Origin of the sequence: Caballeronia sp. SEWSISQ10-4 2 (assembly GCF_030464885.1) — a bacterium.
Lineage (GTDB): Bacteria > Pseudomonadota > Gammaproteobacteria > Burkholderiales > Burkholderiaceae > Caballeronia.
Genome location: NZ_JALPRJ010000026.1, coordinates 1 through 14722, shown reverse-complemented (window position 1 = coordinate 14722; position 14722 = coordinate 1). Strand labels below are relative to the sequence as shown.

Annotated in this window: 18 protein-coding genes; 12 read left to right on the top strand and 6 right to left on the bottom strand. The window is 60.2% G+C overall.

All coding sequences use genetic code 11. The annotated features are described in order from the left end of the window. Window positions 1-60 precede the first annotated feature (60 nt). The 7 genes from puuE (at window position 61) to M0D69_RS43800 (ending at window position 4391) form a co-directional block, all read left to right on the top strand. Window positions 61-1008 (top strand): allantoinase PuuE, encoded by a 948-nt coding sequence (gene puuE, locus M0D69_RS18820; RefSeq protein ID WP_301783460.1) that lies wholly within the window; start codon window positions 61-63, stop codon window positions 1006-1008. After that, window positions 1008-1529 (top strand): 2-oxo-4-hydroxy-4-carboxy-5-ureidoimidazoline decarboxylase, encoded by a 522-nt coding sequence (gene uraD / locus M0D69_RS18815; RefSeq protein ID WP_301783459.1) that lies wholly within the window; start codon window positions 1008-1010, stop codon window positions 1527-1529. Before puuE ends, uraD begins: the two co-directional genes overlap by 1 nt. 39 nt (window positions 1530-1568) lie before the next feature. After that, on the top strand, window positions 1569-2579 hold the full coding sequence (gene alc / locus M0D69_RS18810) for an allantoicase (protein ID WP_301783458.1): 1011 nt from the start codon (window positions 1569-1571) through the stop codon (window positions 2577-2579). A gap of 13 nt (window positions 2580-2592) precedes the next feature. Beyond that, the gene (locus tag M0D69_RS18805; RefSeq protein WP_301783538.1) at window positions 2593-3102 is read left to right on the top strand and encodes an ureidoglycolate lyase; all 510 of its coding nucleotides are present in this window, start codon (window positions 2593-2595) and stop codon (window positions 3100-3102) included. Between the two features lie 271 nt (window positions 3103-3373). Further along, window positions 3374-3682, top strand: coding sequence for a DUF1254 domain-containing protein (locus M0D69_RS43810; RefSeq protein WP_367619729.1), 309 nt, complete (start codon window positions 3374-3376; stop codon window positions 3680-3682). A gap of 30 nt (window positions 3683-3712) precedes the next feature. Then, on the top strand, window positions 3713-4234 hold the full coding sequence (locus M0D69_RS43805) for a hypothetical protein (RefSeq protein ID WP_367619734.1): 522 nt from the start codon (window positions 3713-3715) through the stop codon (window positions 4232-4234). Continuing rightward, a complete protein-coding gene (locus tag M0D69_RS43800; protein ID WP_367619733.1) occupies window positions 4116-4391 on the top strand; it encodes a DUF1214 domain-containing protein in 276 nt (91 codons plus the stop codon). Before M0D69_RS43805 ends, M0D69_RS43800 begins: the two co-directional genes overlap by 119 nt. 143 nt (window positions 4392-4534) lie before the next feature. On the opposite strand, the gene M0D69_RS18795 is transcribed toward M0D69_RS43800, so the two are convergent. The 3 genes from M0D69_RS18795 to M0D69_RS18785 all read right to left on the bottom strand — a co-directional run bounded on the left by M0D69_RS18795 (window position 4535) and on the right by M0D69_RS18785 (window position 6423). Next, window positions 4535-5728: a urate hydroxylase PuuD gene (locus M0D69_RS18795; protein ID WP_301783457.1), complete on the bottom strand. Its 1194-nt coding sequence runs from the start codon at window positions 5726-5728 to the stop codon at window positions 4535-4537. A gap of 93 nt (window positions 5729-5821) precedes the next feature. Continuing rightward, window positions 5822-6175 (bottom strand): hydroxyisourate hydrolase, encoded by a 354-nt coding sequence (gene uraH, locus M0D69_RS18790; RefSeq protein ID WP_301783456.1) that lies wholly within the window; start codon window positions 6173-6175, stop codon window positions 5822-5824. Window positions 6176-6267: 92 nt separating this feature from the next. Further along, a complete protein-coding gene (locus tag M0D69_RS18785; protein WP_301783455.1) occupies window positions 6268-6423 on the bottom strand; it encodes a hypothetical protein in 156 nt (51 codons plus the stop codon). Window positions 6424-6659: 236 nt separating this feature from the next. On the opposite strand from M0D69_RS18785, the gene M0D69_RS18780 reads away from it, so the two are divergent. Continuing rightward, complete coding sequence (locus M0D69_RS18780; RefSeq protein ID WP_301783454.1) at window positions 6660-8030, top strand: 8-oxoguanine deaminase; 1371 nt, start codon at window positions 6660-6662, stop codon at window positions 8028-8030. 18 nt (window positions 8031-8048) lie between these two features. Here M0D69_RS18780 and M0D69_RS18775 read toward each other — a convergent pair whose 3' ends face one another. Together M0D69_RS18775 and M0D69_RS18770 are read right to left on the bottom strand one after the other, a co-directional pair. Beyond that, on the bottom strand, window positions 8049-8981 hold the full coding sequence (locus M0D69_RS18775; protein WP_047896764.1) for a LysR substrate-binding domain-containing protein: 933 nt from the start codon (window positions 8979-8981) through the stop codon (window positions 8049-8051). 76 nt (window positions 8982-9057) lie between these two features. After that, window positions 9058-9252: a hypothetical protein gene (locus M0D69_RS18770; protein ID WP_301783453.1), complete on the bottom strand. Its 195-nt coding sequence runs from the start codon at window positions 9250-9252 to the stop codon at window positions 9058-9060. Between M0D69_RS18770 and M0D69_RS18765 the strand changes: the two genes are divergently transcribed. From M0D69_RS18765 to M0D69_RS18750, 4 genes are all read left to right on the top strand, one after another. Further along, entirely contained in the window at window positions 9251-10843 is a 1593-nt protein-coding gene (locus M0D69_RS18765) for an ABC transporter ATP-binding protein (protein WP_301783452.1), read from the top strand. The genes M0D69_RS18770 and M0D69_RS18765 overlap by 2 nt on opposite strands. Further along, window positions 10840-11946: an ABC transporter permease gene (locus tag M0D69_RS18760; RefSeq protein WP_301783451.1), complete on the top strand. Its 1107-nt coding sequence runs from the start codon at window positions 10840-10842 to the stop codon at window positions 11944-11946. Before M0D69_RS18765 ends, M0D69_RS18760 begins: the two co-directional genes overlap by 4 nt. 8 nt (window positions 11947-11954) lie before the next feature. Continuing rightward, entirely contained in the window at window positions 11955-12884 is a 930-nt protein-coding gene (locus M0D69_RS18755) for an ABC transporter permease (protein WP_301783450.1), read from the top strand. 205 nt (window positions 12885-13089) lie between these two features. Beyond that, on the top strand, window positions 13090-14142 hold the full coding sequence (locus M0D69_RS18750) for a BMP family ABC transporter substrate-binding protein (RefSeq protein WP_301783537.1): 1053 nt from the start codon (window positions 13090-13092) through the stop codon (window positions 14140-14142). 166 nt (window positions 14143-14308) lie between these two features. On the opposite strand, the gene M0D69_RS18745 is transcribed toward M0D69_RS18750, so the two are convergent. Continuing rightward, window positions 14309-14518, bottom strand: coding sequence for a dodecin (locus tag M0D69_RS18745; RefSeq protein ID WP_301783449.1), 210 nt, complete (start codon window positions 14516-14518; stop codon window positions 14309-14311). Window positions 14519-14722: the final 204 nt, after the last annotated feature.

Genomic DNA, 14722 nt, shown 5'->3' with positions numbered 1-14722 from the left:
ATCGTCGCGCGGGTCCTTGACCGCGTGCGGCCCCATCGACTTCTACGCACTCATCCAGCCATGTCGAATGAATCGAAGTACCCACGCGACCTGATCGGCTACGGCCGGTATCCCGTGCAGCCAAACTGGCCCGGCGACGCACGCATTGCCGTGCAATTCGTCCTGAATTACGAGGAAGGCGGGGAGAACTGCGTACTTCATGGCGATCCGGCATCGGAGCAGTTCCTGTCGGAAATCGTGGGCGCGGCGGCGTATCCGTCGCGTCACATGAGCATGGAATCCATCTACGAATACGGCTCGCGCGCCGGCGTCTGGCGCATCCTTCGCGAGTTCGAAAAGCGCGGCTTGCCGCTGACCGTGTTCGGCGTCGGCATGGCGATCGAGCGTCATCCGGATCTCGGTCGTGCATTCGTCGAACTGGGGCATGAGATTGCGTGCCACGGGTATCGGTGGATTCACTATCAGGACATGTCGCCGGAGAAAGAAGCGGAGCACATGCGGCTTGGTATGGAGGCCATCGAGCGCGTGACGGGTGTGCGGCCGCTCGGCTGGTACACCGGGCGTGACAGCCCGAACACGCACCGCCTGGTGGCGGAGCACGGCGGTTTTTTGTACGACTCGGATTATTACGGCGACGACCTGCCGTTCTGGATGGACGTGGAGGTGAGCGGTGGCGCGAAGATGCCGCAACTGATCGTGCCTTATACGCTCGACACCAACGACATGCGTTTTGCCACGCCGCAAGGTTTCAACACGGCGGAGCAATTTTTCACGTACCTGCGCGACGCGTTCGATGTGCTCTACGAAGAGGGCAGCGAAGCGCCGAAGATGTTGTCCATCGGCATGCATTGCCGGTTGCTGGGGCGTCCAGGACGCTTCCGCGCGCTGCAACGTTTCCTCGACCACATCGAGCAATACGATCGCGTGTGGGTAACGCGGCGTGTGGATATCGCGCGTCACTGGCGCGAGCATCATCCGTACGAAGGCACGGCTGGAGCGAGCGCGTGATGACCACTGTACGAATGACCCTGGATCAACTCAATACTTTAAATGTGGACGCGTTTGTTGGCGCTCTTGCCGGTATCTTCGAGCACTCGCGATGGGTGGCGGAAGAGGCGGTGTCAAAGAGACCGTTTGCGAATATTGATGCGCTTTACGAGACCATGACGGCCGCCGTGAATAATGCAAGCGACACGCGGCAACTTGCATTGATCAACGCTCACCCGGAGCTCGCCGGCAAGGCTGCGGTGCGCGGTGAACTCACCGATGAATCCACGCGCGAGCAAAGCGGCGCCGGCCTCGATCTGTGCACGCAAGAAGAGTTCGACAGGTTGCAGGCGCTTAACGCCGCGTATCGCGAGAAGTTCGGCTTCCCCTTCATCCTGGCTGTGCGCGGGTTCGATCGCCACGGCATCATCGCGAACTTTGAGGCGCGCTTGCACCACGGCCGCGAGATCGAGTTGCGCGAAAGCCTGCAGCAAATTTACCGGATAGCGCGCTTCAGGCTCGACGATTTGTTGACGGCCTGAAAGCCACGCACCCACTTCAAAACCTTATAAGGAAACATCATGGCCCTACCGACACTCGATGCCAACGCGCCAGAATTCACGCACCGTTATGTGAACCTCGCGGACCCGCGGCTTGGCGCGCAGGCGCTCGAAGCCAGCGACGAATTTTTCGCGCCGAAAGAGCGCATGCTGAATCCCGAGCCGGCGGTGTTTATCGTGGGCAAATACGACGATAACGGCAAGTGGATGGATGGCTGGGAAACGCGTCGCAAGCGCGTGAGCGGCTTCGACTGGTGCGTGGTGAAACTGGCGCGGCCGGGTGTGATCAAGGGCATCGACATTGACACGAGCCACTTCACCGGCAACTTCCCGCCGGCCGCGTCCATAGAGGGTGCGCACGTGGTGGACGGTGCGCCGACGCAGGCGACCGAATGGACCGAGGTCGTGCCGTCCATGACGTTGCAGGGGAACACGCATCATTACGTCGACATCGCTCGCGAGCAGGCGTTTACGCATCTGCGCGTGAACATTTACCCGGATGGGGGCATCGCGAGATTGCGCGTGTATGGACAGCCGCAGCTTGACTGGAGCAGCGCGAGCCGCAGCGAGCTGTTTGATCTCGCCGCCATGGAAAATGGCGCGTACATCGTTGGTGCGAACAACCAGCATTTCGGACCGGCTTCGACCTTGCTGATGCCCGGGCGCGGCGCGAACATGGGGGATGGCTGGGAGACGCGGCGTCGCCGTGAGCCGGGCAATGACTGGTGCATCGTGGCGCTTGCTCAGCCGGGCGTGATCAAGAAGATCGAAGTGGATACCGCGCATTTCAAGGGTAACTATCCTGACCGGTGTTCGTTGCAGGCTGCGTATGTGAAGGGTGGCACGGACAGCTCGCTTGTGACTCAAGCGATGTTCTGGCCGGTGTTGCTTGGCGAGCAGAAGTTGCAGATGGACAAGCAGCATGTGTTCGAGTCTGAGTTGGCTGCGTTGGGTCCCGTCACGCATGTGCGGTTCAACATTTACCCGGACGGCGGCGTATCGCGGTTGCGGCTGTTTGGCACGCTGGTTTGAGACAGGCTTTGCGATGAAAAAGTTGGCGATTGAACCGCTGACCCGGGCGGCGTTCGAGCCGTTTGGCGACGTAATCGAGCTTGAGGGCGCGAAGCAGATCCCGATCAACCTCGGCACGACGATTCGGTTTCACGATCTTGCCCGAGTCGATGTGGAGGATAAAGGCGGCCGGCCGATCGTGAATCTGTTTCGCGGGCAGCCGAGGGTGCTGCCGTTTGAAGTGTCGATGCTCGAGCGGCATCCGTTAGGAAGTCAGGCGTTTTTGCCGCTCAACGATCGGCCGTATCTTGTCGTTGTGGCTCCCGCTGGTGAGCTTGATGAATCTGCTATTCGCGGCTTCGTTACTCGCGGATGGCAAGGGGTGAATTATGCCAAGGGCGTCTGGCATCACCCGTTGATTGCACTTGACGAAGTGAGCGATTTTATTGTGGTGGATCGGGGTGGGGAGGGGGCCAACCTTAACGAGGTCCAGCTCGATGAGTCGGTATGGTTAATGGACGAGGGTTCCTCGCACTTTCCGTGATGTCAACGGAGATGCGGTAGCCGGACGCGGGCGGTTCGCCTTGAGTCCGGCGTAACGAACAGGTACTTTCCACTTTTGCCCCGGTCGGGGTTGGCCTGCTGAAAATAGCGGTGCCATTCGCCGCATCGCATTAATTGCACTCCACTAACGTTTCTGATATCGGTCGGGTAAAGAGCCGTCCTGGCGGAACTCAGCAATGAGCCGCCGGTGGCCCCGATCTCATAACCGGAAGGAACGATTCGCGAAGAAAGCACTGTTTCTCACCTGTAGCATGGGCGCGGCCATCGCCGTCTTCGGCACCGCCCATTCTCAAACCGCAACTGCGCCGCCCAGCGGCGCCACCGTTCCTGTCACCGTCGACAACTTCGTTCGCGCTGAATCCGACAAGTATGTGGTCGCATTGGCCAAACAAGGAGGACTGGGCAAGCTTTTGCATCGACGGGAGCCTGCATCGATCGAGCATCAGACCGTGATGCGCCTGAATCGTGACACGCTCTATTCGTCCGGTGTCTTCGACCTCGACCCCGGACCGGTGACAATCACGATGCCCGACCCGGGAAAACGCTACATGGCGATGTAGGTCATCAGTGAGGATCACTACGTTCCGAACGTGTTCTATGGCGCGGGCACTCATACCTTGACGCGGGAGAACGTCGGCACGCGATACCTGGTTGTCGCAATTCGTACGCTCGTGGACCCGAGCAGCCCTGACGATATCAAGCAAGTTCACGTCTTACAGGACCGCATCAAGGTCAGCCAGGAAGCGCCGGGTAATCTCGACATTCCCAAGTGGGACGCGGTTAGCCAACAGAAGGTGCGTGATGCCCTATTGATCCTCGCGTCGACAATGCCAGCCTTCAAAGGCGCGTTTGGCAGGAAGGACGAGGTCGATCCGGTGCGACGTCTGATTGGCGCGGCGGCTGCGTGGGGAGGCAATCCGGACAAGGATGCAAGCTATCTCAACTTCACGCCAGCCAGGAACGACGGAAAAACCATCTACACACTTCGGGCCGCTGACGTGCCCGCCGACGGCTTCTGGTCCGTGGAGTGTCTACGACGCCAAAGGCTACTACGAGCCGAACAAGTGCGGCGCCTACTTGCTCAACAACGGTACCGCGAAGAAGGACGCTGACGGTTCCATCAAGATCCAGTTCGGCGGTTGCGATGCAAACACAGTCAACTGCTTGCCGATCACGCCAGGGTGGAATTACATGGTTCGGCTGTATCGTCCTCAGACCGAGGCGTTGAACGGAAACTGGCATTTTCCCGAAGCGCAACCTGCTTCTTGAAAGGAAGAAACCGGCTAGTGCCTGCCGGTTCCTGTCTCTAAGTTGTGCGCCTATGACGGCCGAAGCATTAGATGAGCAAATGAAAAGCACCGCCAATGCATTCAGCAAATCGGGCTGCATTGGCGCAATTTATCGCTTGACGCCTATTTCAAAGCACCACCCTGAAACCACGCGGCAATTTTCTGCCGCTCACCATCGGTCATCTGGGTGACATTCCCCAGCGGCATCGCCTTCAACACCACAGCCTGCTGATAAACCCGCTGTGCGTTCAGCGAAATCGACTCCGGCGTATCAAGCAAAACCCCCGCGGGAGCCGCGCCCATCATCGTAGGATGCGCCGCATGACAGGTCGCGCACCGTTGCTGCAACACAGACGCAATATCGGCGATACGAACCGCCGGCGCACCCGCCACCGGCGCCACGGTCGGCCGCCCCTTCGGCATGGTCCACGCAAACGCGCCAAACATCAGCAACACGCCGATCACCGGCAAATACCACAACACCTGCCCACGATGCCGCATCACAAAGAACTGTCGGATCAACGCACCCGCCAGCATGATGACCAGCAACACAGCCCAGTTATACGGATGCGTATACGTCATGGCGTAGTGATTCGACAACATCACGAACACCACCGGCAACGTGAAATACGTGTTGTGCACTGAACGCTGCTTGCCGCGCTTGCCGTAAATGGCATTGGGCACTTCGCCCTTGAGCATGGCCTCGACCATCTTGCGCTGGCCGGGAATGATCACGAAAAACACATTCGCTGACATGATCGTGGCCAAGGTCGCGCCAGTAATCAGATAAGCGGCGCGACCGGCAAACACGTGACATGCGAGCCACGCAGCAATGATCACGTAAGCGCCCACGCCGATTCCTAGCAAACCGTCGCGATTGCCCAGCAAGCGGCACAGCGAGTCATACACGATCCAGCCCGCGAGCAAGAACCCAAGCGCCGCTGAAACGGCAACCACAGGCCCCATATCGAGCACGTTCTTATCGATGAGATACGTGCTCGGCGAGAACAGATACAACACCATGAACAGGCCAAAGCCCGACATCCACGTGGTGTACGACGGCCACTTCGACCAGTGCAGGTCGTCGGGCATGTTCGGCGGCGCAACCGTGTACTTCTGCATGTTGTAAAAACCGCCGCCATGCACATGCCACAACTCGCCAAACACGCCGCGCTTGGTCGCAGCCGGATCTTTCGGCGGCTTCAGGCTGTTGTCGAGCGCCACGAAATAGAACGACTCCCCAATCCACGCGATCGCCACCACCACATGCAACCAGCGCAACGCCAGATTCAGCCAGTCGACAATAAAACCTTGCATGAAACGTCTCCACTACGAATTCTGTTATCCACACATCGGACGGACGCCGAATGAAAAAGCGTCGGCCAAATTGACCTGGCGCCAGGAAAAACCTCAGCTGCCGCGATACGTGCTGTAAGCCCAAGGCGAGACTAGCAGGGGCACGTGATAGTGCGACGTCGCGTCGGCGATGCCAAAGCGCAACACCACCCGATCCACAAAGCGCGGTTGAGGCAACGTCACGCCACTGGCTGCAAAGTAATCGCCGGCATGAAACACCAGTTCGTATTCGCCTGTGACGAACGCGTCGTCCTGTAGCAACGGGGCGTCGCAACGGCCGTCGGCGTTCGTGTGCGTGGTGAGAAGCGCGCGCCGGACGTCGCCGGTGAGCACGAAAAGTTCGACCTTGATGCCGGCGCCGGGGCGGCCGTGCGCGGTATCGAGTACGTGGGTTGTTAGCTTGCCCATTCGCGTTGTCCTTATAGTGTGCGAGGAGCGGCTGCGCATCGAACCGTCTGTGTTCTGGCATTCAGCGGCGGATCGAGGCTCCACAAGCGTGGCTACATACCCGTCGGCGTGAGAGGATGCGCGCCGTGTACAGCATTGTAAAAAGTTGCGGTGACGATAACGCCCGCGATAAGCAAAATAATCTGCAGCACATGAGCGCAGGCCGCGCGAACTGCCGCAAAGTCACCTACGTTCGAGCCCTTTTTCATCGCTTCCCGCCGATGCTACGCGAGCCAAAATTCGCGATCATATCGAGTCTGTGAAGACAACTATGGCAGTGTTCGCATTGTCACGGGCTTTTTGGCTAGGGACAGTAACGCCTTGCACAGCTCGGCTGGCTGGGCATCCCGAAGACGGCGATCGACGCTGGGTAACCGGGTAATAGGCGCGAATCAAAGCGGTGCTTTTGCGCCCTCGGTAAAACAGTGGAAGATCGGAGATCGACATGCAACAGAAAGCCCGGACCTTACTGGTCAAGAACGCGCAAGTGCTCGTGACCATGGACGAGACACGGCGCGAGATTTGCGACGGTGGTTTGTTTATTGAAGGTAATCGCATCGTGTCCGTGGGACCGACAAGCGACTTGCCGCAGCACGCGGATGAAGTGCTCGACCTCTCAGGTCACTTGGTGATTCCCGGTCTGGTCAACACGCATCACCACATGTACCAGAGCCTCACGCGCGCCGTGCCGGCCGCGCAGAACGCCGAGTTGTTTGGCTGGCTCACCAGCCTGTACAAAATCTGGGCGAACCTGACGCCCGAGATGATCGAGGTATCAACGCTCACCGCCATGGCGGAACTGCTGCTCTCGGGCTGCACGACGTCGAGCGATCATCTCTACATTTATCCGAACGGCGCGCGCCTGGATGACAGCATCGTGTCGGCGCAGCAGATCGGTATGCGTTTTCACGCGGCGCGCGGCAGCATGAGCGTCGGGCAAAAGGACGGCGGTTTGCCGCCCGATTCGGTGGTAGAGAAAGAAGACGCGATCCTGAAGGACACACAGCGCCTGATCGAAACGTATAACGATGAAGGCCGTTACGCGATGCTGCGCGTGGTCGTGGCGCCGTGCTCGCCGTTCTCGGTCAGCCGCGAGTTGATGCGCGACTCGGCGGCGCTGGCGCGGGAATACGGGGTATCGATGCATACGCACCTGGCCGAGAACGTGAACGATGTCACGTATAGCCGCGAGAAGTTCGGCATGTCGCCGGCTGAGTATGCGGAAGATCTCGGCTGGGTGGGGCCGGATGTGTGGCACGCGCATTGTGTGCAGCTGGACCGTGCGGGTATCGAGTTGTTCGGGCGCACGGGCACGGGCGTCGCGCATTGTCCGTGTTCGAACATGCGGCTGGCGTCGGGTATCGCGCCAATCCGGGCGATGCGCGATGCCGGCGTGCCGGTCGGTATAGGCGTCGACGGATCGGCATCGAACGATGGCGCGCAGATGGTCGCCGAAGTGCGGCAAGCGTTGCTGCTACAGCGCGTGGGCTTCGGGCCCGATGCCATGAGCGCGCGCGAAGCGCTGGAAATCGCTACGCTGGGCGGCGCAAAGGTGCTGGGTCGCGACGATATCGGCGCGTTGGCACCGGGCATGGCGGCGGATTTCGTTTCCTTCGATCTGAGCCAGCACAGCTTCGCGGGCGCGCTGCACGATCCCGTCGCGGCGCTGGTGTTCTGCGCGCCGTCGCAAGTATCGACGAGCGTCATCGACGGGCGCGTGGTCGTACGCCACGGCCAGTTGACGACCGTCGATCTTGGACCGATCGTCGAACGTCATAACCGGCTGGCGGGCCAGCTTATATCGATGGCCAGCTAAGCAAGGCTATTGCTAAGGCTAGGGCGCTTCGATCAGCGAGCGCGTGGCATCGGCGACGAGGTGGCGCAGCCACCGCACTTCGTCTGAGTAATGGCAGCGCTCGTGCCACAGTTGGTAGTACTGCATCGGCGGAAAATCGAGCGGTGCGGGCACGACGGTCAACGGCAAGAACTTGGCATAGTGATCGGCGAAGAGACGCGTGGTGGTGAACACGAGATCCGACTTGATCAGCACGTACGGCGCGAGATTGAAGTAGGGCAGCGTGACGACCACATGGCGTTTAAGGCGCTCGCGGGCCAGATGCACATCGATCGCGCCGCGCTGGCCGACGGAATACGGCGTAGGCGCGAGGTGCGGCGCGTTGAGATATTGATCGAGCGTGAGCGCGCCGCGGCGGGCGAACGGATGATTGGAACTGACGAGACAGACAATCTTGTCGACGAAAAGATTCGACAAATGCAGTTGTTCCGGCGGCTCGGGCCAGTTGCCCACCACGATATCGAGCTTGCCTTCCTCCAGCGCGAGTTCGTAGTCAAAAGCGGGACCGAGTGAATGGAATTCGAGCGTGGCGTTAGGCGCGGCAATACGAAAGCGCTCCACAACGGTCGGTACGAACAGCACGTTCAGATAGTCCGGGCAGCCGATGCGATAACAGCGCACGGACGTGGACGGTTCGAAGTTGTGCTGCTGAACCTTGATGCGCTCAATTTCGCGCAGCGCGTTTTGCGTGGGCTCGAGCAGGCGCAGGCCGTATTCGGTCGGCACCATGCCCGCTTTGCCGCGCACGAGCAGCGGATCGCCGGTGATGTCGCGCAGACGCCTGAGCGCCGCGCTGATCGCCGGTTGCGATTGATTGAGCTTGACGGCCGCGCGCGTGACGCTGCGCTCCATCAAGAGGGTGTGAAGGACGCGTAACAGATAAGTGTCGATCGCTTCGCGTTGCTGACTCATCTTCTCTCCAATATACGGTCAGGCTGATCGACCAAGGTACAAAACATATCATTTTTAATATGACACATTGTCTACGTCAAGCTGGGCATACCCGCAAGCACATTCGTTGCATCGGACGCAACACCGTGCTGTTGCTAATTGCGCGCACAATTTTGAGCAATCGACGACCCGCACCATTTTGGGTATCTTTTGCTCGCAGACTGCTTGTTTCCGTTGCTGCCATGCCGGTCATTCCGGTTTTGCGCAATTTCCGCACTTTCTGAGTCTTCATGGGCGACGCCATTTCCTCATCCATTCAGCCGGGCGGTGCGCTTACATCGCGCCTCGCGCTCCACGGCATCAGCAAGCAATATCCCGCCGTCAAGGCCAACGACGACGTGACGCTCATCGTCGAACCGGGTGAAATCCACGCGGTGCTCGGCGAGAACGGCGCGGGCAAGTCGACGCTGATGAAGATCATCTACGGCGCGGTGCGTCCAGACGAAGGCGAGATTCGCTGGGAGGGCGAGCTGGTCGAGATCGGCAGTCCGGCGGCGGCGAGAAAGCTTGGCATCGGCATGGTGTTCCAGCACTTTTCGCTGTTCGAGACGCTGACGGTGGGCGAAAACATCGCCCTCGCTCTCGACGATAAATTCGACCTGAAGACGCTAGGCAAGCGGATTCGTGACGTATCGGCGGATTACGGGCTCGATGTCGATCCGCAACGCCACGTGCATAGTCTCGCGGTGGGTGAACGCCAGCGCGTGGAGATCGTGCGCTGCCTGCTGCAGAACCCGCGCCTGTTGATCATGGATGAACCGACGTCCGTGCTCACGCCGCAAGCGGTTAAAAAGCTCTTTACGGTGTTGAGACGGCTGGCGTCGGAGGGCTGCAGCATTCTGTACATCAGCCACAAACTCGACGAAATCCAGGCGCTCTGCCAGACCGCGACGGTCATGCGCGGCGGCCGCGTGACGGGCCGCGTCGATCCGCGCAAGGAAACGCATGCATCGCTCGCACAACTGATGGTCGGTCATTCGTTGCCCGATTACACGCGCCGCGAACACACGCCAGGCGATGTGAAACTCGCGGTGAAGAACCTGTCTGTCGCGAGCGCCGATCCGTTCGGTACGTCGCTGGAGAACGTCTCGTTCTCGGTGCATGCGGGGGAAATTTTCGGCATCGCGGGGGTATCGGGGAATGGGCAGGCCGAATTGCTGGCCGCGCTCTCAGGCGAGATCCGCGATAAACACATTCCCGCCGATGCCATCAGCATCGTCGGCCAGCCGGCGGCACGCTACAGCGCGGGCGGACGGCGCTCGCTCGGCTTCGCCTTCGTGCCCGAGGAACGACTCGGGCGCGGCGCGGTGCCGGCTATGTCGCTGGCAGAGAACGCGCTGCTGACCGGGCATCGCGAACACATGGTGCGCGGCGGCTGGATCAGCACGAAATCCATGCGCGCGTTCGCTGACCACTGCATCAGCGCCTTCGACGTACGCTGCGGCGGCAACGGCGCGCTTGCGCAAAGCTTGTCCGGCGGTAACTTGCAGAAGTTCATCGTGGGACGCGAGATCCTGCAGGAGCCGAAGGTGCTCGTCGTCGCGCAACCGACCTGGGGCGTCGATGTCGGCGCAGCGGGTTTCATCCGTCAGCAACTGCTGGATCTGGCTGCACGCGGCGTAGCAATCCTCGTGATATCGGAGGAGCTGGAAGAACTCTTCGATATCTGCGACCGCCTCGCCGTCCTCGCACGCGGCAAGCTTTCCCCGGTTCGCGAGACCGGCCTGACAAACGCAGAAGAAATCGGCCTTTTCATGGCCGGTCTCTTCGATGGCAACCGCGCCGACACCGTCGCCCTCGACACCACGGCTCCGACACAATGAATTTTCCTTATCGACTCGAAGCGCGGCCGACGCCGTCGCGCGCCATGCAGATTGCCGTGCCGCTGGTCGCCGCGGTGCTGACGCTGATGATTGGCTTTCTGATTTTTACGCTGGTGGGCCAGGATCCGCTGCGCGCGATGCACGGGTTTTTTATCGAACCGTTGTCGAACGTGAATGGCTGGTCTGAACTCGTGCTGAAGGCGTCGCCGCTGTGTCTGATTGCGCTTGGGCTTGCGGTCGGGTATCGGGCGAACGTGTGGAACATCGGCGCGGAAGGGCAGATGCTGCTTGGCGGGATCGTGGCGGGCGGCATAGCGATTCATGTTGGAGACGCCACCGGCTGGTGGGTCCTCCCGTTGATGATGATTGGCGGCGTGATCGGCGGCATGGTGTGGGCGGCGATTCCCGCGCTGCTCAAGAGCCGCTTCAACACCAACGAAATCCTCACGAGCCTGATGCTCACCTACGTCGCGACGCAGTTGCTGATCTATCTGGTGAGCGGTCCGTGGCGCGATCCTGAGGGCATGAATTTCCCGATTTCCGCGATGTTCGGCGATTCGGCGCAGTTTCCGCGGCTCTATAGCGACTGGGGCTGGGCGTGGCTGAAGGGCACGCGGATCAATGCGTCCGTATTCCTGACCGTGGTAGCGATCCCGCTCGTGTGGCTGTTCATGCGCAAGAGTTTCGCGGGGTATCGGATGAACGTGGGTGGTTTGGCGCCGCTGGCCGCGCGCTACGCCGGTTTCTCCGATAAAAAGGCCATCTGGACCTCGCTGCTTCTGAGCGGCGGTCTCGCCGGATTGGCCGGCATGGGCGAAGTGGCCGGTCCGATCGGACAATTGCAGGCGAGCTGGTCGCCGGGGTACGGCTTCACGGCAATCATCGTAGTGTTTGTCGGACGGCTGCATCCGGTCGGCATCGTCCTCGCGAGCCTCTTGATGGCGTTGCTTTATCTCGGCGGCGAAGCAGTGCAGACGTCGCTGCAATTGCCGCAGGCGCTCGCCGGGGTGTTCCAGGGATTGCTGCTGTTTTGCCTTCTGGGCGCGGACCTGTTCGTCAACTATCGCGTGCGGCGCCGGGTCGCGGCGCACGCACATTCGTAGATAAAACCATGGACATCAATCAGGCCAGTTCGCTTTCCTCCAGCGCCGTTGTGGCAGCCATTCCGTTGATGTTCGCCGGTGCTGGCGAGCTTGTCGCGGAGAAGTCGGGAGTATTGAACCTCGGCGTGGAAGGCATGATGCTGATGGGCGCCGTGACCGGTTACGCGGTGACCGCGATCACCGGCAATCCATGGCTCGGCATTGTTGGCGCGATCGTCGCGGGCGTGCTGATGTCGCTCGTGTTCGCGTTCCTCACCATCACGATGTTGGCGAACCAGGTCGCGACCGGCTTGTCGCTGACCATTTTCGGCATTGGATTCTCGGCCTATATCGGCAAGCCTTATACGTCGGCGGCGGTGCGCGCGACTATCGATGTGCTGCCGATTCCCGGCCTCTCCTCCATTCCCGTAATCGGTCCGGCGTTTTTCACGCTGACGCCACTCGGTTATCTCGCGTTCATCATGTTCGGCGTTATCGGCTGGTTTTTGTATAGAACTCGCGCGGGGCTGGTATTGCGCTCGGTGGGCGAGTCGCCTTCGGTCGCGCATTCCGTGGGTTTTCCGGTAGTCGGCGTGCGTTATGGCGCGACGCTTTTCGGTGGCGGCATGGCGGGGATCGCGGGTGGTTATTACTCGATCGTCTACCTGCATTTGTGGCAGGAACAGCTGACGTCCGGGCGCGGCTGGATCGCGCTGGCACTGGTCGTATTCGCGACGTGGCGGCCGGGGCGGCTGCTGATCGGGGCATTGCTGTTCGGCGCGGTGATGGCGCTGCAGTTCTACGCGCAGGCCATCGGCGTGCCTATCCCGACGCAGTTCCTCGCCATGCTGCCGTACATTGCGACGATCGTCGTGCTGGTGCTGATCTCGCGCAATCCAAACACGATCAAGCTGAATGCGCCGGCATCGCTCGGGAAGCCGTTTTTTGCGGCTAGTTGATGCCGGGGGATTGGCTCCGGCTCGAACCGTGAATGTCGCTGCTGGACGAGGTAGACCGGGGACGAATGGCCGGCTGTTCACGGCCCGATTTTAGCCGATGAGATTGCACCACGATTTTCATAAACAACATCGAACCATCGACAGGAGAATCACGATGAAAAAAAGCTGGCTGAACACCTTGGGCGCGGTTGGAGCCGTGGGCACGATGCTCGCGTTATCCGCCACGATGGTCGCCGGTCCCGCGCAGGCCGCCGATGCACCGGGCATTGCGTTCGTCTACCTCGCCAATCCCGGCGATGCAGGCTGGACCTTCGCCCACGACGCCGGCACGAAGGAAGTAGAGGCCAAGTACGGCAGCAAGATCAAGATCACGCGCGTTGAAAACGTGCCGGAATCGGCGGACTCGGAGCGCGTATTCCGGGATCTGGCCGCGAAGGGCAACAAGGTTATCGTCGGGACGAGTTTTGGTTACCAGGACTTTCAGCTGAAGGTGGCGCGCGACTATCCGGACATTACGTTCCTGACCGCGACGGGCTACAAGAAGGCCAAGAACTTCGGCGTCTACGATAACCGCATGTACCAGGGCGCGTATCTGGCTGGCGTCGCGGCGGGTTACGTCACCAAGACAAACACGCTGGGTTTCGTGGCCTCGGTGCCCATTCCCGAAGTGATCCGCAACATCAACGCGTACACGATGGGCGCGCGTTCGGTGAATCCGAAGATCCATACGAAAGTGATCTGGATCAATAGCTGGTTCGATCCGGGTAAGGAAAAGCAGGCCGCGGAGACGCTGATCGGGCAGGGCGCCGATGTGCTGCTGCAGAACACGGATTCGAACGCGACGCTGGCGACGGCTGCCGAGAAGAAGGTCTACGCATTCGGCTGGGATTCGAACATGAAGAAGTTCGGTCCGAGCGCGCATTTGGGTTCGGTGGTGTCGCACTGGGGCGTGTATTACAACACGATGGTCCAGCAACTCCTGGACGGCAAGGTCAAGACCGATCCGGTCTGGCTGGGGATGCCGCAGAAGGCGGTGGATATCGAGGACATGAATACGGCGGTGGTGCCGGCCAAGGCGATGCAGGCTGTCGAGGCGAAGCGTGAACAGCTGCAGAGCGGCAAGTGGGACGTGTTCATGGGGCCGGTCAAGGATCAGTCGGGTGCGGTCAAGATCGCGGCTGGCCAGAATCTGACCGATCCTGAATTGCAGCGTATCAACTGGTACGTGGAAGGCGTGGATGGAGCGCTGCCGAAGTAATCGGCGGATGGTGCTTTTTGCAAAGCCGCGAGGCGACTCGCGGTTCGCGGTTCGCAAAACTTACCTGTTGCTTGTCAACATTTACGTCATAAGAAATAGCATGAGGCATAAGAAAAGGCCGCGCTTCGATGAAGCGCGGCCTTTGTTGTCTGCGTCGAAATTAATCTTAATCGTCGATTCGCAGTCCAACTTTAAGCGTGACTTGCCAGTGGGCGACCTTGCCGTTTTCTACTTGGCCGCGGGTGCCGATGACTTCGAACCAGTGCAGGTTGCGGAGCGTCTTCGATGCTTTTTCGAGCGCGACGCGAATTGCATCATCGCTTGATTGGGTCGACGACCCGGTGAGTTCGATTTGCTTGTAGACGTGGTTGGTCATGGTTTCTCCTTTGACTGTCCGAGCGAATGGAGCAAATCATGCGCCTGAGGCGGGGCGTTCGCACTTGGGGTTTGTGAGGTGGGGTTTCGCTCGCGCCGGTGGACGGGGTTTTTAGGGGCTGCCGGGGCGAGTGGGCTTGAGTTGGTGCTGGGTTGGTGCTTTCGGCCTTAGCGGTCTGCGTGAGTTAGATGTATTTTTTATCAC

Bases quoted from the DNA above. Each gene is read 5' to 3' on its own strand.
- M0D69_RS43810 (WP_367619729.1), top strand. From the start codon at position 3,374: ATGGGCGCGGCCATCGCCGTCTTCGGCACCGCCCATTCTCAAACCGCA.
- M0D69_RS18775 (WP_047896764.1), bottom strand. From the start codon at position 8,981: ATGAGTCAGCAACGCGAAGCGATCGACACTTATCTGTTACGCGTCCTT.
- M0D69_RS18805 (WP_301783538.1), top strand. From the start codon at position 2,593: ATGAAAAAGTTGGCGATTGAACCGCTGACCCGGGCGGCGTTCGAGCCG.
- M0D69_RS18780 (WP_301783454.1), top strand. From the start codon at position 6,660: ATGCAACAGAAAGCCCGGACCTTACTGGTCAAGAACGCGCAAGTGCTC.
- M0D69_RS18765 (WP_301783452.1), top strand. From the start codon at position 9,251: ATGGGCGACGCCATTTCCTCATCCATTCAGCCGGGCGGTGCGCTTACA.
- M0D69_RS18745 (WP_301783449.1), bottom strand. From the start codon at position 14,518: ATGACCAACCACGTCTACAAGCAAATCGAACTCACCGGGTCGTCGACC.
- uraH (WP_301783456.1), bottom strand. From the start codon at position 6,175: ATGGGCAAGCTAACAACCCACGTACTCGATACCGCGCACGGCCGCCCC.
- puuE (WP_301783460.1), top strand. From the start codon at position 61: ATGTCGAATGAATCGAAGTACCCACGCGACCTGATCGGCTACGGCCGG.
- M0D69_RS18795 (WP_301783457.1), bottom strand. From the start codon at position 5,728: ATGCAAGGTTTTATTGTCGACTGGCTGAATCTGGCGTTGCGCTGGTTG.
- M0D69_RS18770 (WP_301783453.1), bottom strand. From the start codon at position 9,252: ATGAAGACTCAGAAAGTGCGGAAATTGCGCAAAACCGGAATGACCGGC.
- uraD (WP_301783459.1), top strand. From the start codon at position 1,008: ATGACCACTGTACGAATGACCCTGGATCAACTCAATACTTTAAATGTG.
- M0D69_RS18760 (WP_301783451.1), top strand. From the start codon at position 10,840: ATGAATTTTCCTTATCGACTCGAAGCGCGGCCGACGCCGTCGCGCGCC.
- alc (WP_301783458.1), top strand. From the start codon at position 1,569: ATGGCCCTACCGACACTCGATGCCAACGCGCCAGAATTCACGCACCGT.
- M0D69_RS18755 (WP_301783450.1), top strand. From the start codon at position 11,955: ATGGACATCAATCAGGCCAGTTCGCTTTCCTCCAGCGCCGTTGTGGCA.
- M0D69_RS18785 (WP_301783455.1), bottom strand. From the start codon at position 6,423: ATGAAAAAGGGCTCGAACGTAGGTGACTTTGCGGCAGTTCGCGCGGCC.
- M0D69_RS18750 (WP_301783537.1), top strand. From the start codon at position 13,090: ATGCTCGCGTTATCCGCCACGATGGTCGCCGGTCCCGCGCAGGCCGCC.